The following is a 23,818-nucleotide window of genomic DNA, read 5'->3' on the forward strand; positions in this document are numbered from 1 at the left end:
AAAATCTATAGTTTATTCTTCTAATCTGATGTCTAATCCAAGACCTTTTAATTCATGCATTAATACATTGAATGATTCAGGTAATCCTGGTTCTGGCATAGTTTCACCTTTAACGATTGCTTCGTAAGTTTTCGCTCTACCAATAACGTCATCCGATTTTACCGTCAAAATCTCACGTAATGTACTTGATGCTCCGTATGCTTCTAGAGCCCAAACCTCCATCTCTCCAAAACGCTGACCTCCGAATTGAGCTTTACCTCCTAACGGTTGTTGCGTAATTAATGAGTATGGTCCGATTGAACGCGCGTGCATCTTATCATCAACCATGTGTCCTAATTTCAACATGTAAATAACCCCTACTGTTGCTCTTTGGTGGAAACGCTCTCCAGTTCCTCCATCGTACAAATAAGTATGTCCAAATCTTGGAATACCTGCCTCATCTGTAAGCGCATTGATTTGATCTAATTCCGCACCGTCAAAAATTGGAGTAGCATATTTTTTACCCAATTTTTGTCCAGCCCATCCTAAAACAGTTTCATAGATCTGACCAATGTTCATACGAGAAGGTACCCCTAGCGGGTTTAACACGATATCAACTGGTGTACCGTCTTCTAAGAATGGCATGTCTTCATCGCGAACGATTCTAGCCACAATACCTTTGTTACCGTGACGTCCAGCCATCTTATCCCCAACTTTTAACTTACGTTTCTTAGCGATATATACTTTTGCAAGCTTTAAGATTCCAGATGGTAATTCATCCCCAACGGTAATCATAAATTTCTCTCTACGCAACGCACCTTGTAAATCGTTTAATTTGATTTTGTAGTTGTGGATCAAATCAGTAATCATACTGTTTGTTTCCTCATCTACTGTCCATTGTCCTTTTGTTAAGTGAGCAAAATCATCAACAGCATGAAGCATTTTTTGAGTAAATTTCTTTCCTTTTGGCAAGATTTCCTCTCCTAAATCATTCAATACTCCTTGTGATGTTTTACCATTCACGATGAAGAACAATTTCTCTACTAAACGATCTTTCAACTCATTAAACTTCACTTCGAATCTTGTTTCTAGTAAAGCTAAATCGTCTTTATCTTTTGAACGTTTACGTTTGTCTTTTACTGCTCTTGCAAATAATTTTTTATCTAATACAACTCCTCTTAATGAAGGGGAAGCTTTTAACGATGCATCTTTAACATCTCCAGCTTTATCACCGAAGATTGCGCGTAATAACTTCTCTTCAGGTGTTGGATCAGATTCACCTTTCGGTGTAATTTTACCAATAAGGATATCACCAGGTTTCACTTCAGCACCGATGCGGATCATACCGTTCTCATCCAAGTCTTTTGTTGCTTCCTCACTTACGTTCGGGATATCATTAGTCAACTCTTCGTTTCCTAATTTTGTATCTCTCACTTCTAGTGTGTAGTCATCAATATGGATAGAGGTAAAGATATCTTCACGCACTACTTTTTCTGAAATTACGATAGCATCCTCGAAGTTGTACCCTTTCCATGGCATAAATGCCACTTGTAAGTTACGTCCAAGAGCTAACTCTCCTTTTTGTGTGGCATATCCCTCACATAATACTTGTCCTCTTGTTACTCTATCCCCTTTGCGAACAATTGGTTTCAAGTTGATACAAGTACTTTGGTTGGTTTTTCTAAATTTAATTAGATTATATGCTTTTTCGTCTGGATCAAAGCTAATTAAACGCTCTTCATCCGTACGATCATATTTAATAATAATTTTCTGAGCGTCTACATACTCAACAACTCCTTCACCTTCAGCATTAATTAAAACACGTGAATCTGAAGCTACTTGTCTCTCTAAACCTGTACCTACGATTGGAGAATCCGCACGTAATAAAGGCACAGCCTGACGCATCATGTTCGATCCCATCAACGCACGGTTCGCATCATCGTGCTCTAAGAATGGAATCAATGACGCTGAAATCGAAGCGATCTGGTTCGGAGAAACGTCAGTATAGTGTAAATCTTTAGGTTCAACCACTGGGAAATCCCCTTCTTCTTTTACAACTACACGTTCTTCTGTAATGTTTCCTTCGTTATCCATTGGAACGTTCGCTTGTGCGATTAACATTCCTTCTTCTTCTTCAGCACTTAAATATACAGGTGCATTTACGATATCCACTTTTCCTTCCACTACTGGACGGTAAGGGGTTTCGATGAATCCCATATTATTCACTTTTGCATACACCGCAAGAGATGAAATCAAACCAATGTTTGGTCCCTCTGGCGTTTCAATTGGACATAAACGTCCGTAGTGTGTATAGTGAACGTCACGTACCTCGAATCCTGCTCTTTCTCTAGATAAACCTCCAGGTCCTAAAGCGGATAAACGACGTTTGTGTGTAATCTCTGCTAATGGATTCGTTTGGTCCATAAACTGAGACAGCTGGTTTGTTCCGAAAAATGAATTAATAACTGAAGATAAGGTCTTCGCGTTAATTAAGTCGATTGGAGTAAACACTTCGTTATCACGTACGTTCATACGCTCGCGAATTGTTCTAGCCATACGCGCTAAACCAACACCAAATTGAGCAGATAATTGTTCACCTACTGTACGTACACGACGGTTTGATAAGTGGTCAATATCATCAATCTCAGCTTTTGAGTTAATCAATTCAATCAAGTATTTAACAATCGTGATAATATCCTCTTTTGTTAATACCTGTTTGTCAATTGGGGTATCAAGATTAAGTTTTTTATTCATTCTGTAACGACCTACCTCACCTAGATTGTAACGTTGATCGGAGAAGAATAATTTATCAATAATACCACGTGCAGTTTCCTCATCAGGCGGTTCTGCATTACGCAACTGACGGTAGATGTGCTCTACAGCCTCTTTTTCAGAGTTTGTAGGGTCCTTCTGTAATGTATTATGAATGATGGCATAATCTGCCTGATTATTGTCTTCTTTATGTAGGAGGATATTCTTAACGTTCGCCTCAATGATTTCTTCGACATTATCTTTATCTAGGACTGTATCACGGTCTAAGATAATCTCATTTCGTTCAATTGAAACTACTTCTCCTGTATCTTCATCTACGAAGTCCTCATGCCATGTATTTAACACACGTGCAGCAAGACGACGACCGATGTATTTTTTTAACCCTGTTTTTGATACTTTTACCTCTTCAGCTAAGTCGAAAATCTCTAGGATATCCTTGTCTCTTTCGAATCCAATAGCACGGAATAAGGTAGTAACAGGTAATTTTTTCTTTCTATCAATATAGGCGTACATCACGCTATTGATATCAGTAGCAAACTCAATCCATGACCCCTTGAAAGGAATAACTCGCGCCGAATACAATTTAGTACCGTTAGCGTGGAAAGACTGTCCAAAGAACACACCAGGTGAACGGTGTAATTGAGACACTACCACACGCTCAGCTCCATTGATTACGAATGTACCGCTAGGCGTCATATACGGTATTGTTCCTAAATACACATCTTGAACGATCGTTTCAAAATCCTCGTGTTCAGGATCAGTACAGTACAGTTTTAAACGCGCTTTTAACGGAACGCTATACGTTAGTCCTCTATCAATACATTCTTCAATTGAATAGCGAGGAGGATCAACAAAGTAATCAAGAAACTCCAATACAAACTGATTTCTCGTATCAGTGATCGGGAAGTTCTCCATGAAGGTATTATATAAACCTTCATTACCTCTTTCTTCTGATTTCGTTTCTAACTGAAAGAAATCCTTAAAAGACTTAACCTGGATATCCAAAAAGTCTGGATATGCAGGAATATTCTTTGTAGAGGCAAAATTTAATCTTTCATTCTGATTTGTGATCATCAATGGACAATAAATTTTGTTTATAATGTTTAATAGGATTTACGCACAAATCACTTTATACGCAAAATGGTTTAGGCCTTTGGGATTGCTCCCAAGACCTAAACCTAAAATATTTTGGTTAAAAAGCTTATTTAAGCTCAACAACAGCTCCAGCTTCTTCCAATGCTTTTTTAAGACCTTCAGCCTCATCTTTAGAAACACCTTCTTTGATGTTTGCAGGAACTGAATCAACGATATCTTTAGCTTCTTTAAGACCTAAACCAGTTAATTCTTTAACTGCTTTAACTACTGCTAATTTAGAAGCACCAGCTTCTTTTAATACTACAGTGAATTCAGTTTGCTCTTCAGCAGCTCCAGCGTCTCCACCAGCAGCTACAACTACAGCAGCAGCTGCAGGCTCAATTCCGTATTCATCTTTTAATATAGTTGCTAATTCGTTAACTTCTTTAACTGTTAAGTTAACTAATTGTTCTGCGAATTGTTTCAAATCTGCCATTTTTTCTATCCTTTAAATGATTTGTAAAAATATAATTTATTAATGTGCGTTCGTTTATGGAACATTCAAACACAAGAATCTTTTTTTATTCTTCGTCTTTGAATTGATTTTGTAGAGCTGAGATAACTCTTTGAGCAGGTGATTGTAGTAATCCGATGATTTCTCCAATAACTTCCTCTTTAGATTTAATAGCTACTAACGCGTCTAATTGGTTATCGCCAATGTAAACTTCTTCGTTAATATAAGCTCCTTTTAATGCAGGTTTATCGCTTTTCTTTCTAAAGTCTTTGATGATTTTAGCCGGTCCGTTAGCAACGTCCGAAATAAAGATAGCGCTGTTTCCTTTTAAAACTGAAGCTAAATCCTCATAATTTCTCTCAGAAGCTTCCATTGCTTTAGCAAGCAACGTATTCTTAACTACTTCTACTTTGATTCCCGCTTTGTTACAAGCTCTTCTCAAGTTCGTAGTAACCTCTGCATTTAATCCTGAAATATCAGCAATATAAAAGATATTAGCATCTGCTAATTGACCTTTTATTTCTTCTATCGCTACTGCTTTTTGTTCTCTAGTCATACGTAAAAATTTTTTCTACCAATTATACTGCTTTAGGATCTAAAGCAATAGCAGGGCTCATAGTACTAGATATATGAATAGACTTAACATACGTACCTTTAGCTGCTGTTGGTTTTAATTTGATTAATGTTTGAATCAATTCAGCTGCGTTTTCTTGAATCATATCAGCACTAAACGATACTTTTCCAATACCTGCGTGAACGATTCCCGTTTTATCAACTTTAAAATCGATTTTACCAGCTTTCACTTCTTGAACTGCTTTCGCTACGTCCATAGTTACAGTACCAGTTTTAGGGTTTGGCATTAATCCTCTAGGACCTAAAATACGTCCTAATGGTCCTAATTTACCCATAACAGCAGGCATTGTGATGATTACATCAACATCTGTCCAACCGTCTTTGATTTTTTGTAGGTACTCATCTAATCCAACATAGTCTGCTCCTGCAGCTGTAGCTTCAGCTTCTTTATCCGGAGTAACTAATGCTAATACTCTAACATCTTTTCCAGTTCCGTGTGGTAAAGTAACTACCCCACGCACCATTTGATTTGCTTTACGTGGATCTACACCCAAACGCACAGCGATATCAACAGATTCGTCAAATTTTGCAGAAGCAACTTCTTTAATTAAAGCAGATCCTTCTTTCAAAGAATAAAATCTACCTTTTTCAATTTTAGCAGCAGCTTCCTTTTGCTTTTTTGTTAATTTTGCCATTTCTTTTTTCTTTTACAATTAAAAAGGAGCTGTTCCTGTTACTGATATACCCATAGATCTTGCAGTACCCGCGATCATTGACATCGCTGATTCAACAGTAAATGCGTTTAAATCCGGCATTTTGTCCTCTGCGATAGCACGAACTTGTTCCCAAGTTACGCTAGCTACTTTTTTTCTATTAGGCTCTCCAGATCCAGATTTTGCTTTTGCAGCCTCTAATAATTGAACAGCAGCAGGTGGCGTTTTAACAACAAACTCGAAAGATTTGTCTTTGTACACAGTAATTTGTACTGGTAAAACTTTACCGGGTTTATCTTGTGTTCTAGCATTAAATTGCTTACAGAACTCCATGATATTAACTCCAGCAGCCCCCAAAGCAGGTCCAACCGGTGGCGAAGGATTCGCAGCACCTCCCTTAACTTGTAGTTTAACTACTTTACTAATTTCTTTTGCCATTTCTAAAAAAATTTAGCACATCTCTTTTGGAAGCAAAGATGCGTCTATGTAACATTATATTTTTTCTACTTGTGTAAAGCTTAATTCCAAAGGTGTCTTTCTTCCAAAAATCTTCACCATTACCTCTAACTTACGCTTATCTTCATTAATGTTCTCGATGGTTGCATCGAAACCTTTAAACGGTCCATCAGTTACTTTTACTGATTCACCAACTTCATATGGAATTGCACCTGAATCAACTTTAACAGCTAATTCATCGACTTTTCCTAACATGCGATTAACCTCTGATTCTCTTAAAGGCACAGGATCACCTCCTCTTGTTTCTCCAAGAAAACCAATAACTCCAGTTATTGATTTAATAGCATGCGGAACCTCTCCTGTCAAGTTAGCCTCAATCATCACATAGCCTGGAAAGTAAACGCGTTCGGTTGTTTTCTTCTTACCGTTCTTGTCTTCAGATACCACTTTTTCAGTTGGCACTAAAACTTGTGAAAGATAATCTGACAATCCTAAACGAGAAATCTCAGTTTCGATATAATTCTTCACTTTGTTCTCTTGTCCACTTACCGCACGAACCACATACCATTTTTTGACATTTGTATCAGCCATAATATTTTTCTCCTTATGATCTTATCCAATTATAAAACTTACCTAATAGGTCTCCAAACAAACTATCTACTCCCCAAGTAGCAAGTGACAACACAATTGCGAAGATCGCAATAACGATTGTGTATTTTTGCACTTCAGCCCAAGGTGACCAAGTTACATTTGACTTAAGTTCTGTAAAAGCTTCTGATATGTAATTAAATACCTTTGCCATGTTCTATTGTTTTTGCACGGGTGGAGGGATTCGAACCCCCATCAACGGTTTTGGAGACCGCTATTCTACCCTTGAACTACACCCGTTTGTTATAAAAGTCAGCGGTTTCCCGCTGACTTTAAAATGTATTTAAACTAAATAATTAGTCGATAATTTCAGTTACCTGACCAGCACCTACTGTTCTACCACCTTCACGGATAGCGAAACGTAAACCTACTGATAAAGCGATTGGGCTTAACAACTCAACAGTGATCGTTAAGTTATCCCCAGGCATAACCATCTCAGTTCCTTCTGGTAATTGGATTGTTCCAGTTACGTCAGTTGTACGAACGTAGAATTGAGGACGGTAGTTGTTGTGGAATGGAGTGTGACGTCCACCTTCTTCTTTTTTCAAGATATAAACCTCAGCTTTGAATTTAGCGTGTGGTTTTACTGAACCTGGCTTACAAATAACCATACCACGACGGATATCAGTTTTGTCAATACCTCTCAATAATAAACCTACGTTATCTCCAGCCTCTCCACGGTCTAAGATTTTACGGAACATCTCAACTCCTGTAATTGTAGAAGTTAATTTGTCAGCTCCCATACCGATGATTTCAACTGGATCTCCAGTATTAGCAACTCCAGTTTCGATACGTCCTGTAGCAACAGTTCCACGTCCTGTAATTGTAAATACGTCTTCAACTGGCATTAAGAATGGTTTTTCGTTGTCACGTACTGGCTCTTCGATCCAAGCGTCAACTTCATCCATTAATTGTAACAATGCATCAACCCATTTTTGCTCTCCGTTTAAAGCTCCTAAAGCAGATCCTTGAACAACTGGTCCATTATCACCGTCATATTGGTAGAAAGATAATAAATCTCTAACTTCCATTTCAACAAGCTCTAATAACTCAGCGTCATCTACTAAGTCAACTTTGTTTAAGAAAACAACAATTCTAGGAATACCTACTTGGCGTCCTAATAAGATGTGCTCACGAGTTTGTGGCATTGGTCCATCAGTAGCAGCAACTACTAAGATAGCACCATCCATCTGAGCAGCACCAGTAACCATGTTTTTCACGTAATCCGCGTGACCTGGACAGTCAACGTGCGCATAGTGACGGTTTCTAGTTTGGTACTCTACGTGAGAAGTATTAATTGTAATACCACGCTCTTTTTCTTCTGGAGCATTATCAATTGAATCAAATGAACGAGCTTCTGAGAATCCTGCGTCAGCTAAAACTTTAGTAATAGCAGCAGTAGTAGTAGTTTTACCGTGGTCAACGTGTCCGATAGTACCGATGTTTAAGTGCGGTTTCGAACGATCAAAAGTTTCCTTTGCCATGATCTAATAATTTAATCTTAGTTATATAATTAGTGTTCAAATATAATAAAAAAACCTGAGCCAATGACGGGATTTGAACCCGTGACCTCTTCCTTACCAAGGAAGCACTCTACCCCTGAGCTACACCGGCTTATGCATTTTTATATTTAGTCGTGGGGAGAGCAGGATTCGAACCTGCGAAGGTTTCCCAACGGATTTACAGTCCGTCCTCGTTGGCCGCTTGAGTATCTCCCCTCAAACCTTTGGTTTTTAATCTCTTTCTTTGAGCCGATGGAGGGACTCGAACCCACGACCTGCTGATTACAAATCAGCTGCTCTAGCCAACTGAGCTACACCGGCATTTGACTCAATAGAAAAAGTCCGCTATTTCTAACGGACTGCAAATGTATATATTTTATTGATTAAAAAAAACAATTTACTGATTTTTTTACATTAATGTGCTTTCATTTTCTCTTTATACTTCACAACCATGCGTTCGATTGCATCTACACCAAGATCAACTCCTTCCTCAAACGTTTTGCACGTTTTTTTAGCAATGATATCATCTCCGGGAACTAATAATTTAACCTCAACTGTTTTGTTTTCTTTGTCATTGGTATTTTCAACTTTTAAAAATACGTCTGCTGAAATCACTTTATCGTAAAATTTACTCACTTTAAGCATTCTCTCGTTGATAAAATCGACCAACTTGCGATCCGCATTAAAATTAACTGCTTGAATGTTTACTTTCATAACGCTCTGTTTTTAAGGTTCTTCTATTTTTTTTTCCTCAACCTAGGATGAGTCTTCATATAAGTATCTTTCAATTCCTTTAGATTAACATGTGCGTATACCTCCGTTGATGCTAGACTTTGATGCCCCATCAACTCTTTGATTGAATTGATATCCGCCCCGTTTTCTAAAAGATGAGTAGCAAATGCATGCCTCAACATATGCGGACTATTTTTCTCCTTTGTTGTTGTCTTACTAAAATAGGAATTAATCACCCGATAAACAAATATTTCATCAACTTTAGTCCCCCTTTCCTCTATTAAAAAATAGTTAATTTCTTGGAGCCCCCGCAAAACATCCGCACGCTCAACGAGATAACGTTTTAACAGCACTTGTAAACTATCAATCATAGGTACATAACGCACCTTATTTCCCTTACCTGTAATACGAATCATCCGCGTATAAAAGTCGACATCCGCTACCTGTACTCCACAGAGCTCGCTTCGACGCAACCCCAAACAGTACAACATCTCCACAATAACTAAATCGCGAAGCGCATCAAACCCCTCTTGGCTTTCTAATGTAGCACGAACTTCCGCTACTTCTGCTACGGAAAAAGGCAACTGCAACTTCTTTTCAACCTTTAAGGTTTTATGTTGTTGTAGCGGACTTACCTCCACCACGCCAATTTTCATCAAAAATTTATAAAAAGCTTTCAGCGCACTCATCTTTCGGTTGATCGATCGCTTGCTGATTCCCGTTTCCATCAACGCTACAATCCACAAACGCACCACATCGTATTTGATGGTCAAATAATCCTCCTCACGTTCTCCTACCTCGACTAAAAAAGCAGCAATATCACGTTGATATGCCGCAATCGTATGGGAGGAATAATTCTTCTCCTTCGCCAAGTACTCCAGAAATTTTGCTAAATTTTTATCCATAAAAAAACCGTTGTAACAAAGATAATACTTTATTACAACGGCCTTATACTTTAATCCTACGTTTAAGTCTAGATTTCTACTGAATCTCTTAAGTGTTGGATATACTGTGCTTTTTGCATTTTGTCTCTTTTGACAACAGACGGTTTGTGGAAAGCTTGACGAGATCTTAATTGACGTAACGTACCTGTTCTGTCAAATTTTCTCTTGTAGCGCTTTAGTGCTCTATCAATATTTTCTCCGTCTTTAATTGGAATGATCAACATGTTTTCATACACCTCCTCTCATTTGGTGATGCAAAAGTAAAACTTTTTTTATACAACACAACAAAAAAAGTTTTTTATTTTGTTTTTACTCCTGTGTTCTTTTGAAGCTGTGTGATTTACTGTCAGCTGTAAATCGTCAACTGTCAATTACTCCCCAACCACATTTTAAACGCTTGCACGCGTTCGCGACTGACAATAACTTCCCCTTGATAATTGAATAAGGTTAATCTCAATCGAGAGATGGATATTTGTGTCATTTGTTCAATATATTCAATAGCAATCACCTGAAAGCGATTCACGCGAAAGAACTTGGCGGGGTCAATTATTTTCAAAATTGCATCGATGGAAGGTTCATCCAACAGATAGCGCTTCCCTTCACACGTTGCAATATACAGCCCACGATCTTCTCTGTAAAAACAAACCACATCTTCTACCAAAATCATTTTGATCTGCATACCAAACTTAATCATCAATCGCTTGGGATAGCTTGGTTCTAGTAAGGAATGTCGCAGGGCATCAACTTTTTGTTTGGCCTGTACAACTTGCGTTTTAAACTTATTAATCGCTCCTAACAATTCCGAAGGTTCAATAGGTTTTAATAAATAGTCACTGCTATTTAATTTAAAAGCCTTAATTGCATAGTGATCAAAACTGGTAACAAAAATAATAAAACTGTTTTTCAATTCTACTTTTTCAAAAATTTCCAGAGATAATCCTGAATAAACGCCAACTCATCTGATAAGACACATGACGATTCATCCAATCGCGCTAAGACATAGCGGTATATTTTTGAAAAGCTACGCGCAAATTGTTCAGATTTTTCAGGGTCTTCCTGAATGGTACTAATCAACACATTGAGGTTGTTGAACAAAAAATGAGGCGATAGCTGTATCTCTTGAGCAACTAACATACTCCATCCCACAAACAACAGCAAGCAAACCAGTATTTTCATTCGTCTTTGATCTAAATTACTCCACAAACCTAAGGCATGTCTGTCGCTTCGAAAAAACAAGGTGCGTGAACGGTTAATTTAGCTGTGCGAACGGTAAATATAGAGGTGTAAAAGGATAAAATCTCCTTGGATGTATCTGCTTTAAATTCAAAATTTCCTTGCTAAAGGAAACTCTTTTTTGATTTTTAAAACACTCACAAACTATTATTTGATTAGCGTAAGAAGATGTACTATCCCTCTTGATTACTGCTACCATCTATATGGTATATTTTCTATTTTCTTCCCTAAAAACACCCTTTGGTTTTTACTTTTACATTCAATTCAAAAAGCAACCATGCAAAAAATACGAAACAATACAATGTTCCGCTTATTACTGGGTGTAGTAGTCGGGCTACTCATTGGGCGTTATTTAAATGATGCGCTCTTGCAAATTATTTTATCAACAAGGCATATTTTAGGTCAGCTCATTCTCTTTCTAGTCCCTTTAATTATTTTAGGCTTTGTGGTATCCTCCATCACTAAACTACAACGAGATTCTCTTCGAATCATTAGTTTTTCTGTGATCATAGCCTATCTATCGAGTATAGGTGCTGGTTTCTTTAGTGCATCATTGGGATTTGAACTTATCCCAAGACTGAATATTGCCGACACAACCTCGGAACTCAAAGAACTTCCTGAGATGCTATTTAAGTTAGATATCCCTCCTGTATTTGGAGTTATGACCGCACTAACACTTGCTTTGATGATTGGCATAGGTATTTTGTGGATTCAATCTAAACCCTTAGAAAACGTCTTTGACCAATTCAAAGACATTGTTTTACTGCTGGTCAATCGCATTCTGATTCCCATTTTGCCTTTTTACATTATGAGTAATTTTGCCATCTTGAGTTATGAAGGATCCATCCAATCTCAACTTCCTGTTTTTCTTCAGGTTATTTTGATTGTCCTTGTCGCTCATTTTGTTTGGTTGGCGATTTTATTTACTCTAGCAGGTATTTACTCCAAAAAAAATCCGTGGGAGGTTCTCAAACACTATGGCCCAGCATATCTAACAGCCGTTGGTACCATGTCTTCCGCAGCAACTTTGGGAGTCGCTCTTCAATCAGCACATAAGAGTAAAGTATTAAAACCCGAAATCACCAATTTTACAATTCCTTTCTTTTCGAATATTCACCTCTGTGGTTCTGTGTTGACCGAAGTATTTTTTGTTATGACGGTTTCCCGTGTATTATATGGATCTATTCCCGAGGTAGGAACGCTTGTTGTCTTCATTCTATTACTGGGCATTTTTGCTATTGGAGCACCCGGAGTACCAGGAGGTACCGTTATGGCATCCTTGGGAATTATCACCTCGGTCTTGGGCTTCGATGATGCGGGAATTGCCTTGACATTAACGATTTTTGCTTTGCAAGACAGCTTTGGTACAGCCTGTAACATAGCTGGAGATGGCGCTTTGAGTATGATGGTTACCAAATTCAGTGAACAAAAAGAAAATACCACAACTGAGATTACATAAAAAAAAGCCAACCGTACGGTTGGCTTTTTTTTATGGTAGTTATAAACTTACTTAGTCTTTTAAAATTTGACGAGAGATTACTAATTTTTGAATCTCTGTTGTTCCTTCTCCAATTGTACATAATTTAGAGTCACGGAAGAATTTTTCTACTGGAAAATCTTTGGTATATCCGTAACCTCCATGGATTTGGATTGCATCTGTAGAAACCTTCACACATACTTCAGAAGCGTACATTTTTGCCATTGCTCCTAATTTAGTCATTGGTTTGTTGTTGTTTTTCAAAAACGCTGCTTTGTGTAATAACAATTCAGAAGCTTCAATTTCAGTTGCCATATCAGCTAACTTAAATCCAATCGCTTGGAACTCGCTAATTGGCTTTCCAAACTGTACTCTTTCTTTTGAATATTTCAAGGCTGCTTCGTACGCTCCTTTTGCAATTCCCAAAGACAAAGCTCCAATTGAAATACGACCACCATCTAAAACTTTCATCGCTTGGATAAACCCTTCGCCTACTTCGCCTAAACGGTTTGCATCTGATACACGGCAGTTATCAAAAATCAATTCTGCAGTTTCAGAAGCGCGCATTCCCAATTTATTTTCTTTTCTTCCACTTGAAAACCCTGGTGTTCCTTTTTCGATCACGAAAGCAGTCATTCCACGAGAATCACCTTTTTCACCTGTACGTGCAATTACAACGGCAACGTTTCCAGAAATAGCGTGTGTGATAAAGTTTTTGGCTCCGTTCAACACCCAGTGATCTCCGTCTTTTACAGCTGTTGTATTCATCCCACCTGCATCAGATCCTGTATTGTGCTCTGTTAATCCCCAAGCACCAATCCACTCCGCAGTGGCTAATTTTGGCAACCATTTTTTCTTTTGTTCTTCATTTCCGAATGTCAAAATATGATTTGTACATAATGAATTATGAGCTGCTACAGATAAACCAATCGATGAATCTACTTTTGATATTTCTTCTACAATCGTAATGTATTCATGATAGTTTAATCCTGATCCTCCGTATTCTTCTGGAACCAGTACACCCATATACCCCATTTCTCCTAATTTCTTAAATAAATCAACTGGAAAAATCTGTGCTTCATCCCACTCCATAATGTATGGACGTATATTTTGTTCTGCAAAATCTCTAATAGACTCAGCAATCATTGCTTGAGTTTCATTGTATTCAAAATTCATGGTTGTTTAATTTAATTCCTAATTTTCAAATATAAACTAATTATATGAATCCTGTCAAGTGGAATTTTTTCAATTTCTCTTAATTGTCTTTTATTAACAAAATCCCCATTCAAACTTCTATATTTAACAATCTCTCTTGCGAGATAATAGTTCAAATACGGGATATTTTTCAATTCATTTACTCCAGCTTCATTGAGATCTAAAGGGTCAATTGTAGGTGTACTAAGAACGGCAAACTGTTGAAAAAGCGCTTCTATCACTTCTTCAGACAAGCCATATACAAATTTCAGTTGATCCAAATGAACATAACCGCCCCATTTGTTTCGATCCTCAATAATCCGTTTCGATAACGCGGGACCTATTCCGTGAATCAACTGTAAACTTTCTGCGGTAGCCTGATTAATATCTTGTAGGGGAAGAAGCTGTTTGTCCACTAGGTGCTTTTTAACGGCCCTATCCGTTGTTCCTTGGGTATGTTGTGTGGTGGCTTGTGCTCTCGATCGCGTATCAAATACAAAATACGGGCTGTATTTTTGCATCCATTCATTCGAAACGCCCGTTACCTTTTGGAAATCTTGTGTCGAATTGATCATTTGCTTACTAGCTCGAAACGCCAACAGTCGATCGATTTCTGCCGTGGACAACTCCAAGAAATACCCTTTATAATCGCTCATATAGTTGGGATTGAAAGGATAAATGGTATCCTTCTTTTTTGAGTCCACATTCCTCAGGCTATCCAATTGTGCTTGGAGCGCGACTTGAATCTTTGTTGGAATCACATCAGGGGCTTGTGCTTGTAGTTGATAGTAAACTACAAAACACAAGGTTATCTGGATCAGTACGACACCAAATATAACGAAAATAAATCCTCGTTTTTGTGCTTGGGTATAGTAATACCAATGATAAAAATAGGGGTTTGATTTCATACACAGGTTATGCTTGTGTACTACGACTAAACTTTAGGTCAACTACAGATCAAAAACAGAACTTCGTTTGGTATACACTAAATCCTTTAAGCGCACAAAAAAGGCTAAAGTCAAATACAGTGCAAAAGCTAATCCTAAAGTAAAAAAGGAGAGGTAGATAAAGAACAAGCGAATATTCGATACACGAATACCTAAGCGATCTCCCAAACGGGTAGAAACTTTAAAACCGTGTTTCTCCAAAAAATAGCGCAAATTGTTTATCATCTTTTCTTTTTATAGTACAAATTTAGTTCTTTTTATTTAAAATGGAACGACCAACCGCACAAGACAAACATTTATTTGTATTACAATAGGTCTTTTTCAACTGAATAAGTGCTTGGCTATCGAAAGCATTCTCTACTGTCACACCTTCTTGTTCGAATAGGCTAACTACCCCATTAGTCTCCGCTTTTAGTTCTACACTCAACGCCGTAATGCGCTCCACTTCCTCTTCCAAATCTTTAGAACACGCCCATACGTATTGCATGGGAATAATGGTATTGACAAGAAGGAGCTCTTGAAAGACAGGGGAAAGTACTTTTTTTCTTGGTTTACTTTCTTTGTAAAAGGTATAATGGGTTTCCCAATACGGACTGACTTCAGCTTGTAGTAAAAGCAGTAAATTCGACCGTTCTTTGGTATACAGCAATTGAGTAAACTCATACTGTTGATTGAAGAACCACCAGGCGAGTTGAGCTAGCCGAATCGTTGGAAAATTAGGTGGACGAAGTTTAAAGAAGTGCATGGAAGTACTACTCTTCGGATGGAGTTGGTATTTGTGCTGATAAAAATTCCATCGGTCAACAAGGTTCCAATAGTAACGATCTAGTATTTCTTCTTCATTCTGAAGAAAGCCCGCCATGCCAAAAAACAAAGCCTCGATATTCATCAATTCGGTTCCTTCCTTCAGTAAAATTGGTATGGGTAGCGCTTTTGCCATTTCAAAAAAAGCATCTCCATTGATATTCATTCCGAAACTCTTGGCAACTAAACAAAACAAAACCTGATTCCAATTGTAAGTTGTTTCATCTAAAAGCTGTTTAATTTGTTTCCCTTTATTTTCTAGTCGCTCCATGTAGAGCACTTCTTTCCATTTATACCATTCAATAGGAGAAAGCGTATCTTTTAAGAGGGTTTGACAATTAATGGTTGACTTGGGTGCAAATAGTTTTTCGCTCTGTTGAATGGCTTCTTTTTGCACATAGTGTGCCACGACCAATGTTGGTATTTCGCCTCCTTTTGAATTGAATACGGGGATATCATAGTCCCAAACGACATGTAAGATCACATTGTCATAGCGCGAATCTTTTTCGTGGTGGTGTCGATACCAATCAGAAGATTGTAGGTGCACCTCTACATTTCCTACCCAAAGCAATCCATCAATAACAACCTTAGCATTAAAAAAGTCTGGTCCTGCTAAAGTAGACCATTGTCCTGGATGCAAAACAACAAGGGTATGATGTTGCGCTGTATACAAGGACAACGTTGTAAACAATTGCTTATACCATACATACTGTACAAAGGCTTCTTTCATCATCTTGGTTTTAGTACTGTTTGTCAACAGAACAAAAATCTGACCAAAAAAATCGCAATGCACAAAAAAAGGTTAGCGCAATGCTAACCTAGTATATCTTAACTAAAGAAGTTCCAAACCAACCCAAATCTAAAGGTAAAATCCTTATAAGGGTAATTAGGTGCCGTATAGTATTTGTATCCCGACATACTACTATTAAAGTGTTCAAGAATAAAGTAGATACGAGCCGTACGCACTTTCATATCGATAAAAAAGTCAAAAACGGGATAATCGCCTATTTTCACTTTGTCTTGTACATAAAAGTCTCCAATAACAGGATTGTAATCATTACCATAAAACTTACTGAAGTACGTAAATGTAATACCTGTTTGGAATTTCAACGCTTTTTTAAACATCGCTCCTTTGTAATAAAACGTATTGCGCGTCAATAATTTTGGCACGTTGATAATGGCATCTGCTTGGTCCACTTCTTGGTACAAAATCGTATTATCTAACCCAAACCTTCCAAAGGTGATGTCTTTTGAAGCTTGTAGGGATAGATAATTAATGGTATTACCATATTGCTTTGGTGTAATCAACAATTGTTTCGCAATACCAAATTCATTGTATTCCGGATTATCATTAGAGAAGTACAACTTATCCTTGATCACCTGATACGATCCTTCCAAGGTGACCCAAGGGGTTGTTAACTTCGCATCGAATTGATTAATCTTTTCGTTATTAAAATTATTATTCCAATTGTAATGCAAGTAATCACTTTGGTATAAGTAATAGTTTAAATTACCCATACGGCTTAATTTCTGATAGCCTGCTTGCAAACCGATGTTGTCTGCTAAGGAATAATCAATATTGGCTTGTATATTACTTGTATTGTCATTTCCTAACGAATTATACACCAAAAGGAAGGCATTCCAATTCTCTTTTTTGTAGGTGTATTTTCCACCAATCAACGTAATGTTTTTCTCAAGTACATTTGGGATCAGTGTACTGTTTATGTTGGCAAAACTTTTGTAGTTATAATTGTACTTATAAAAGTCTGCATACACTTCGATTCTCCCGAGTAATCCCGATTGAAAAGCAGCACCTACTTTATTTGACAACGTATAGTATCTTGTCTTATTGGATATAGACGTTTGAAAAGAGGCTCCAAAACGATCTTTGTCCGTATAACTGTTGTTCAAGTCTTTTTGGGTATATTCAAAAAACTTATCCTCATAAGTAAATTCATGTGTTAGTAAAATGCCATTGGCTAGTGAACTATTCAACTGATATTCGTGGTGTAAAAACAAGCGTTTCCCTTTTAAAAGTGTTTCGCCATCTCGGAAATACACATTGAGACGTTCGCGTTTATTATAGGGTTTCTCGCTAGACTCAAATAAATCTAAATCGACAATCCCTCCATTCTCTTGATTCAAGATATCTTGAGCAACGAAGTGGGTGAATAGCACATAACGCTTATTGGGTGAATAATAACTTCCTCCCATTCGGAAGTTTCCTGTAGAAGACAGCTGACTCATGTATTTCCCCAAGGAACGCATTCCTTTATAAGCTAGGAATAGATTAAGGTGCTCACTTGTATTAAGGGTAATAAAAGCATCCAAACTCTGCCCTTGTTTCATTACTGTTTTATAGTATAGTTCGGTACGAGGCGTTGGACTTGAATGATAGGTAATATCTTCTGCCTTGAGGTAATTAAACTGTTTAGCTTCAAAACCAAAATCAGGTAAAACAGCATTGGACTTTATATTGTACTTTAAGGTTGCATAAGTTTGCCCTTCATTGGCAAAAGGCAAAAGTCCAAAATTGTCTTTTCTCAAATAATTAAACTTGTAGTAACTCTTGAGTGCCAAGGCAGTATCCACAGCAACTGTATCACGAAGAATCGTGATAATTTTATAGTCTTTGATTGGGGCAATTGAATCTTTCTTTACCTTGTCTCTTAAACTTCTTTTTTCTTTATTCCCTTCTTCTGGGCGTTGACCATTGGGATCACCATAATTGATATTATAGGGGTCGTTTGGATCGCCAAAATTTGTTGTATTACCTCGATCTAATCTTGCTGGTTGTAACTGAGCATGTGCAACCACACAAAAGCCCAGCAAACAAAATACCAAGTAAAGACACTTTCGCATAAAAAATAAATTTAAGCAAAGTTAATTTTATTTTTATTATAATGGTGATACCGAGTCAATTTAAGGCAATAAAAAAAGCCATCCGAAGATGGCTTTCTATATTTAGTTGTTATAAACTGGGTTATTTAAGATTTCTGCTTGAGGTACTTTAAAAGTAATTCTAGCATCGTCATATGGGAACACAGTACCTGAGTAATACAAGTGATTCGATCCATATTTAAACTCTTTTTTATTACGCTTAATAGCTGCGTAAGTTTTTCCTTCTCCCCATAGCTCTATTCGCGTTTGTAAAAGGATTTCATCCAATAATGCTGATCCACTTAATCCATCGATATAAGCGACATCATCCAAACGAATTTCCATGAGTTTTTTCAATGTTGTTTGAGCTACACTCTCATTACTCAGTCTCGCGTTAACTTCTGCGTTTAATAAATACATTTCTTCAACACGCATATAAACGTAATCAGATTGAATGATACGAGCACCCATTAAGATTTTTCCATCCGAAGCAAAGAACTTTCCAACAGGAAGAATCGCACGTTTACCAAAATCCATTTCATCTCCATTGATATCATCAAATTTAGGACCTTCTTTAAATTGAGCTTTACGAACATCGTTAGCTGGAATTGCATCATATAAATCTTTATTAATTCCTTTAGAATCTCCTACTGCAGCATAGCTATAGGTAAAGATATCCACTTGACCCCACCATGAAACTAAGTCTAAATTCGTTTGAAGATCAATTACCCCAGACCACATCCAGTTTTGATTATCATTAACTTTATTAAAACCTTTTAATAATACATCTTTTGAAGCCAAAGGATATTTTGTCATAACATCAGCTGATAGTCGCGCTGCCTCAGTTAAAGCATCTGGAGTTCCTTTACTTGCATAAACATAAGCCAAGATTGCTTGTGCTACATTGTAATCAATCGTTTTTCTTTGACCTGTAACATTGCGACCTGCAGCTTCATACAATGCTAATGATTCTGTTAAATCATCAATCATCAAAGCATACACTTCTTGCGTGTGTTTTGCAGGAGTGTTATAAGAAATAGGTGCTGTATAAATTGGTAAAACCTTTTCATTGGCATCATAACCTAAGGTATACATATTAACTAAATTGTAATACATATAGGCACGAAGTGCTTTTGCTTCCGCTACAACCGCTTTATCCTTATCCGTTTTAGGAGTTTCCTTTCCATCTACACCCGCTAGATCAGTAATAATTTGATTTGTACCGCGAATCATGAAATAGTAAAAACGCCAAGGTTTGAAGTTTGGATTTGCAGCATAGTTGTTCATATCTGCAAAATCAGCTATACCTCTATACCAACCGTAGATTGCACTATTCAAGTTCATATCTCCACTTAACATATCCGTATAGATATCATACCCTTTTTGACCAAAGTCATCATGCCCTTCTGTTCCACCACCAAAGGCTAACATATTATAGGCATATAGACCGTTTAACGTTCCATCTTTTAAGTGTGGTGATGTTTTTGAAATTTCATCAATATCACTTTTTGATATATATCTTGTTGAACTAATGTCTAAATAATCTTTAGAACATGCCCCCAAAAGCAATCCTGCTCCAAGAGCAACCATCAATATTTTTTTCATTTATCTTTTTCTTTTGGATTAAAACTTAACTCTTACACCACCTGTAATAGTAGTTAAAGGCGAGTATCTATATGTGTCAGAAGTACCGAACTCGTTAGTAGCTGGGTTAAATCCATCGCGTTTTGTAAACAAGAATAAATTATCACCTGAAACATAGAAGCTCAAATCAGCTAAGCCCATATTTTTAACTATATTCTTAGGAAGCGTATACCCCAAGCGAATATTGTTAATACTCAAATAATCAGCTTTCGTCAAATAACGTGTTGAAGGCGATGCATAGTTTGGATCCACTCCACTTGATAAACGAGGAACATCAGTGATGTCTCCTGGTTTTTGCCAACGATTTTCAATGTCTTTGTGCCAGTTATTTCCACCAATCGATCTATTATCCATCAATCCTGCATAAGTATCATCATAAGCATAACCTCCAATACTATACAAAGCTTGAACGCTTAATTCCCATCCTTTGTATCCTGCATTTAAGTTGATTCCTCCTCTTAATTTAGGAATAGCTGATTTTCCAACAAACTTTTGAGTTGCCTCACCATAGCTCGTTGTTGTTTCTTTTTCAATCGTTCCAGCTAACTCAGGGTTTTTGGCCATGAAATCAGTCATTGATGCGATCTTTTGTCTGTCGCCATTTGCATCTTTATAAGTATACAAATACCATTGTGCCTGACCAGTTTGAGCATCAACTCCAGCCCATTCTCTCAAGTAGAAATCTCCGATAGAATGTCCAGCAGCACGTCCCATTACACCACTAATATCCACAGGTTTTTCTCTACCTGTCATTGGATCAATTGGCATATTGTTCAATTTATTTTTCAAATGTTCACCATTGATTGACAAATCGATAAAAGCATCTTTGGTTTTCAATAAATGCCCTACTACATTGAACTCAATACCTTGGTTAGTTAAACGCCCGTCATTAACAGTAATTCCCTCGTAACCTACAGAAGGTCCTATCTTACGGTTAAAGATCAAGTCATCTGTTTTCTTTAAGTAATAATCTACATTCGCATCGATGTATTTTCCTAAACTAAACTCAAGTCCAACTTGGAACATTTTCGATTTCTCCCAAGTTAAATCCGGATTACCCACTTTATCTTCGTAAATAGCTAAACCTCCATCGTAGTTCCAAACTTGCCATAAGTTATCTCCAGGGTGGTAGGCTTCAACGTTTCTACCGTTAATCACTGTATATGATGTTTGATCTCCTGTTAAACCATAACTCGCTTTCAATTTCAAATTACTGAAAACATTTTGGTTCATCATAAACTCTTCTCTTGTTACTACCCAAGCAGCTCCAACAGATCCAAATGTTCCCCATTTGTCATTTTTGAATTTAGAAGATCCATCACGACGAATGATACCACCTAGGAAGTATTTCCCTTGATAATCATAATCAATTTTCGCGAAATAACTTTCAAGATTATATTGATCTAACCATCCTCCACTTGGGCTACTAATAGCAGCATTATTCAATTGTGTAGAACTTGGATCAGCTAACGCATTTTTACTCATTTCATTCATTCTAAACTCGTATGAGCTATTTTCATGAGCAGCTAACACTTCTAATCCGTGATCACCAAATACGTTTTTATAACGCAACATTTTTGTCCAGTTGTAGGTAAACAATTCCGATTTTACTTTGTAAATCGAACCACCCATAGATGCAGCTGAACCGTAGAAAACACTGTTTAATACATCTCTTGTATTACTGTAGAACTGTCCTCCAATATTCGTTTCAAATGTCAATCCATCGTAAAGATCAACTGTAAATGAAGCATTTGCAGTAACTTCATCTTTTGTGCTCTTGTCTTTTCCGTAATTTGCATCACCAATAGCATTTGTTAACGCACCAAATCCACGTCCTGAACCATAATCATACTGATTTCCACCATAGATATCTGGAATTTTATTTCCATTAGCATCTCTTGTAAATAAAGGATAGATGGAAGGAATATTATCTGTAAACCAGAAAATACTTCCTGAATCCGTTGTTTGTCCTGGGCTATTTGTTTCCGCATGCGTATATCCCAAATTCATCTTCGCATCCAACCATTCTTTTGGTTTATGTTGTAAATTTAAACGTCCTGTTAAACGCTCATAATCTGAATTAACTGAATAACCTTCGTCTTTCAAGTAACCTAAAGAGGAGAAATACGATGTTTTCTCAGTAGATCCTCCCATTGTCAAGTTTGCTTCTGTACGAATAGACGCTTTAAATGCGTGATCTTCCCAGTTTTCTGGATTGTACTTTCTTGTTACTCCTGGACGTACTCTTCCTGTAGCAGGGTCGATTAACTCTCCGCCATTAGCAACATTCCACATATTGTAACGTGGGTGAATTCCATAATCTGCATCAAATAAAGTTTCATTAGCCCAATCAATAGCACCTTGTTCATCATACTGTAAACTTGGATGATATCTTCCGAATCCTTTCATAGATTCATACGAAAGCTCAGCATAACGCTCTGGAGATTTGATTACATTATAACGAGGCAATGCTCTCCAGTTCACTCCTGTTTTAGTTTCAACTTCGATAAAAGAATCAGATCCTTTACCTGTTTTTGTATTAATGATTACAACTCCATTCGCTCCACGAGAACCGTAGATTGCAGTTGCAGTTGCATCTTTCAATACTGTCATTGATCCAATATCAGAAGGATTAATCGAACTGATACTTCCCATAAAAGGAACGCCATCCACAATATACAATGGATTTCTATTTCCGTTTACTGAACCAAATCCACGAATACGAACTGTTGGTTCAGAACCTGGCTGACCACTTGTTGTAATTACGCGAACCCCAGCAGCCTCACCTGACAAGGCAGCAACCGCATTGGATACGTTTTTGTTTTCGATTCTTTTGCTATCAATTTGAGTAGCCGAACCTGTAAACGATTCTTTTTTAGCTGTACCGTATCCTACAACGATAACTTCGTCAAGTACATTGTCCTCGCCAGACATCGTTACATTGTGTATCGCTGCATTCCCTACAGTATACTTAACGTCTTGCATTCCGATAAAAGAAAACACAAGCACTTGTCCTGGTTTAGCTTTCATGGAATACTTTCCATCTAAATCGGTTTGTGTACCCAATTGAGTCCCTTGAATCACAACCGTTACTCCTGGTAGTGGCATACCGTCTTCCATTACCACCCCAGAAAGTGTTTTTTCCTGTGCAAACCCCACTTGTACAAGTAGGATCATTATGCACGCATAAATCCACTTAATCTTCGATCTCATTCTTAAAAAATTGATTAGTTAGTTAAACAAATCTAAACATTTTTTCCCACACCTCCTAAACCATTTTCACTAAATCGAGATAAAAAACCAACCACAAAAAGATAATATATAAAAAATCAGTAGTTTTATTGCTAATTTAAAAGGATTACCTCAAGTCTATTCCAATAAAACAAATAGGATATGTAAGACTCTAAATATTAGACTAATCAATTATTTAATATATTTTTAGCATAAGAGACTATTTTTAATTAACTATTTCCCCTTACACTTTCCATCATAATATATACCAAAACCTTTATTTAAAATAAATAAAAGCCCCTTTTAAAACACAAAAAAACAACCTAGCCTGCTAATTTACTACACAAGCGAAACAATTGTTAAAAAAATATAATTCTCAAATGTATTTACCTAGTTAAAAACAGCCAAACAAACACAGTAAACAACTAATAAACAACACATTAAACTCAGTAAAACACATTTCCCACTTACTCATCTAGTAGAATAGTAACGCGGTGAATT

The 23,818-nt window shown here is 37.1% G+C and carries 21 protein-coding genes and 4 tRNA genes; 1 reads left to right on the forward strand and 24 read right to left on the reverse strand.

The window, feature by feature from the left end; genetic code table 11:
- Positions 1–12 precede the first annotated feature (12 nt).
- From rpoB to ACPDHL_RS00475, 17 genes are all read right to left on the reverse strand, one after another.
- Positions 13–3,825: a DNA-directed RNA polymerase subunit beta gene (gene rpoB, locus ACPDHL_RS00395; RefSeq protein WP_430530840.1), complete on the reverse strand. Its 3,813-nt coding sequence runs from the start codon at positions 3,823–3,825 to the stop codon at positions 13–15.
- A 127-nt stretch (positions 3,826–3,952) separates the two neighbouring features.
- A complete protein-coding gene (rplL, locus tag ACPDHL_RS00400; RefSeq protein ID WP_430530841.1) occupies positions 3,953–4,321 on the reverse strand; it encodes a 50S ribosomal protein L7/L12 in 369 nt (122 codons plus the stop codon).
- 85 nt (positions 4,322–4,406) lie between these two features.
- Positions 4,407–4,895 (reverse strand): 50S ribosomal protein L10, encoded by a 489-nt coding sequence (rplJ, locus tag ACPDHL_RS00405; RefSeq protein ID WP_286467107.1) that lies wholly within the window; start codon positions 4,893–4,895, stop codon positions 4,407–4,409.
- A 22-nt stretch (positions 4,896–4,917) separates the two neighbouring features.
- The gene (gene rplA, locus ACPDHL_RS00410; protein ID WP_002987567.1) at positions 4,918–5,607 is read right to left on the reverse strand and encodes a 50S ribosomal protein L1; all 690 of its coding nucleotides are present in this window, start codon (positions 5,605–5,607) and stop codon (positions 4,918–4,920) included.
- A gap of 18 nt (positions 5,608–5,625) precedes the next feature.
- Positions 5,626–6,063 carry a 50S ribosomal protein L11 gene (gene rplK, locus ACPDHL_RS00415; protein WP_410878957.1) on the reverse strand — a complete coding sequence of 146 codons (438 nt, stop codon included), beginning with the start codon at positions 6,061–6,063 and terminating at the stop codon, positions 5,626–5,628.
- Between the two features lie 54 nt (positions 6,064–6,117).
- The gene (gene nusG, locus ACPDHL_RS00420; protein WP_002987569.1) at positions 6,118–6,672 is read right to left on the reverse strand and encodes a transcription termination/antitermination protein NusG; all 555 of its coding nucleotides are present in this window, start codon (positions 6,670–6,672) and stop codon (positions 6,118–6,120) included.
- Between the two features lie 13 nt (positions 6,673–6,685).
- Positions 6,686–6,883, reverse strand: a complete 198-nt coding sequence (gene secE, locus ACPDHL_RS00425) for a preprotein translocase subunit SecE (RefSeq protein WP_430530842.1) — start codon at positions 6,881–6,883, stop codon at positions 6,686–6,688.
- A 15-nt stretch (positions 6,884–6,898) separates the two neighbouring features.
- Positions 6,899–6,969: transfer RNA gene (locus tag ACPDHL_RS00430), tRNA-Trp, on the reverse strand.
- Between the two features lie 56 nt (positions 6,970–7,025).
- A complete protein-coding gene (tuf, locus tag ACPDHL_RS00435; RefSeq protein ID WP_430530843.1) occupies positions 7,026–8,213 on the reverse strand; it encodes an elongation factor Tu in 1,188 nt (395 codons plus the stop codon).
- Between the two features lie 58 nt (positions 8,214–8,271).
- Positions 8,272–8,343, reverse strand: a tRNA-Thr gene (locus tag ACPDHL_RS00440).
- Positions 8,344–8,366: 23 nt separating this feature from the next.
- A tRNA-Tyr gene (locus ACPDHL_RS00445) sits at positions 8,367–8,447 on the reverse strand.
- A gap of 31 nt (positions 8,448–8,478) precedes the next feature.
- Positions 8,479–8,552: transfer RNA gene (locus tag ACPDHL_RS00450), tRNA-Thr, on the reverse strand.
- A gap of 93 nt (positions 8,553–8,645) precedes the next feature.
- Positions 8,646–8,945 carry a ribosome hibernation-promoting factor, HPF/YfiA family gene (gene hpf, locus ACPDHL_RS00455; protein WP_430530844.1) on the reverse strand — a complete coding sequence of 100 codons (300 nt, stop codon included), beginning with the start codon at positions 8,943–8,945 and terminating at the stop codon, positions 8,646–8,648.
- Positions 8,946–8,968: 23 nt separating this feature from the next.
- On the reverse strand, positions 8,969–9,868 hold the full coding sequence (locus ACPDHL_RS00460) for a tyrosine-type recombinase/integrase (RefSeq protein ID WP_430530845.1): 900 nt from the start codon (positions 9,866–9,868) through the stop codon (positions 8,969–8,971).
- 68 nt (positions 9,869–9,936) lie between these two features.
- Complete coding sequence (gene rpsU, locus ACPDHL_RS00465) at positions 9,937–10,131, reverse strand: 30S ribosomal protein S21 (RefSeq protein WP_430530846.1); 195 nt, start codon at positions 10,129–10,131, stop codon at positions 9,937–9,939.
- A 143-nt stretch (positions 10,132–10,274) separates the two neighbouring features.
- A complete protein-coding gene (locus tag ACPDHL_RS00470; protein WP_430530847.1) occupies positions 10,275–10,814 on the reverse strand; it encodes a LytR/AlgR family response regulator transcription factor in 540 nt (179 codons plus the stop codon).
- A gap of 2 nt (positions 10,815–10,816) precedes the next feature.
- Positions 10,817–11,083 (reverse strand): histidine kinase, encoded by a 267-nt coding sequence (locus ACPDHL_RS00475; RefSeq protein WP_430530848.1) that lies wholly within the window; start codon positions 11,081–11,083, stop codon positions 10,817–10,819.
- 334 nt (positions 11,084–11,417) lie between these two features.
- Here ACPDHL_RS00475 and ACPDHL_RS00480 point away from each other — a divergent pair, with 334 nt between their 5' ends.
- On the forward strand, positions 11,418–12,599 hold the full coding sequence (locus ACPDHL_RS00480; protein ID WP_430530849.1) for a dicarboxylate/amino acid:cation symporter: 1,182 nt from the start codon (positions 11,418–11,420) through the stop codon (positions 12,597–12,599).
- Between the two features lie 51 nt (positions 12,600–12,650).
- Here the strand turns inward: ACPDHL_RS00480 and ACPDHL_RS00485 are convergent, their stop codons facing one another.
- The 7 genes from ACPDHL_RS00485 to ACPDHL_RS00515 all read right to left on the reverse strand — a co-directional run bounded on the left by ACPDHL_RS00485 (position 12,651) and on the right by ACPDHL_RS00515 (position 23,299).
- A complete protein-coding gene (locus ACPDHL_RS00485; RefSeq protein ID WP_430530850.1) occupies positions 12,651–13,793 on the reverse strand; it encodes an acyl-CoA dehydrogenase family protein in 1,143 nt (380 codons plus the stop codon).
- An 11-nt stretch (positions 13,794–13,804) separates the two neighbouring features.
- On the reverse strand, positions 13,805–14,719 hold the full coding sequence (locus ACPDHL_RS00490) for a ComEA family DNA-binding protein (protein ID WP_430530851.1): 915 nt from the start codon (positions 14,717–14,719) through the stop codon (positions 13,805–13,807).
- Positions 14,720–14,761: 42 nt separating this feature from the next.
- Positions 14,762–14,983, reverse strand: a complete 222-nt coding sequence (locus ACPDHL_RS00495; RefSeq protein WP_430530852.1) for a PspC domain-containing protein — start codon at positions 14,981–14,983, stop codon at positions 14,762–14,764.
- A gap of 22 nt (positions 14,984–15,005) precedes the next feature.
- On the reverse strand, positions 15,006–16,292 hold the full coding sequence (locus tag ACPDHL_RS00500; RefSeq protein WP_430530853.1) for a DUF2851 family protein: 1,287 nt from the start codon (positions 16,290–16,292) through the stop codon (positions 15,006–15,008).
- A gap of 98 nt (positions 16,293–16,390) precedes the next feature.
- Positions 16,391–18,424: a putative porin gene (locus ACPDHL_RS00505; protein ID WP_430530854.1), complete on the reverse strand. Its 2,034-nt coding sequence runs from the start codon at positions 18,422–18,424 to the stop codon at positions 16,391–16,393.
- A 102-nt stretch (positions 18,425–18,526) separates the two neighbouring features.
- Positions 18,527–20,047, reverse strand: coding sequence for a RagB/SusD family nutrient uptake outer membrane protein (locus ACPDHL_RS00510; protein WP_430530855.1), 1,521 nt, complete (start codon positions 20,045–20,047; stop codon positions 18,527–18,529).
- A gap of 18 nt (positions 20,048–20,065) precedes the next feature.
- Positions 20,066–23,299, reverse strand: coding sequence for a SusC/RagA family TonB-linked outer membrane protein (locus ACPDHL_RS00515; RefSeq protein ID WP_430530856.1), 3,234 nt, complete (start codon positions 23,297–23,299; stop codon positions 20,066–20,068).
- Positions 23,300–23,818: the final 519 nt, after the last annotated feature.

The sequence above is a fragment of the Myroides sp. C15-4 genome, assembly GCF_050522745.1.
In the GTDB taxonomy this organism is placed as follows: domain Bacteria; phylum Bacteroidota; class Bacteroidia; order Flavobacteriales; family Flavobacteriaceae; genus Flavobacterium.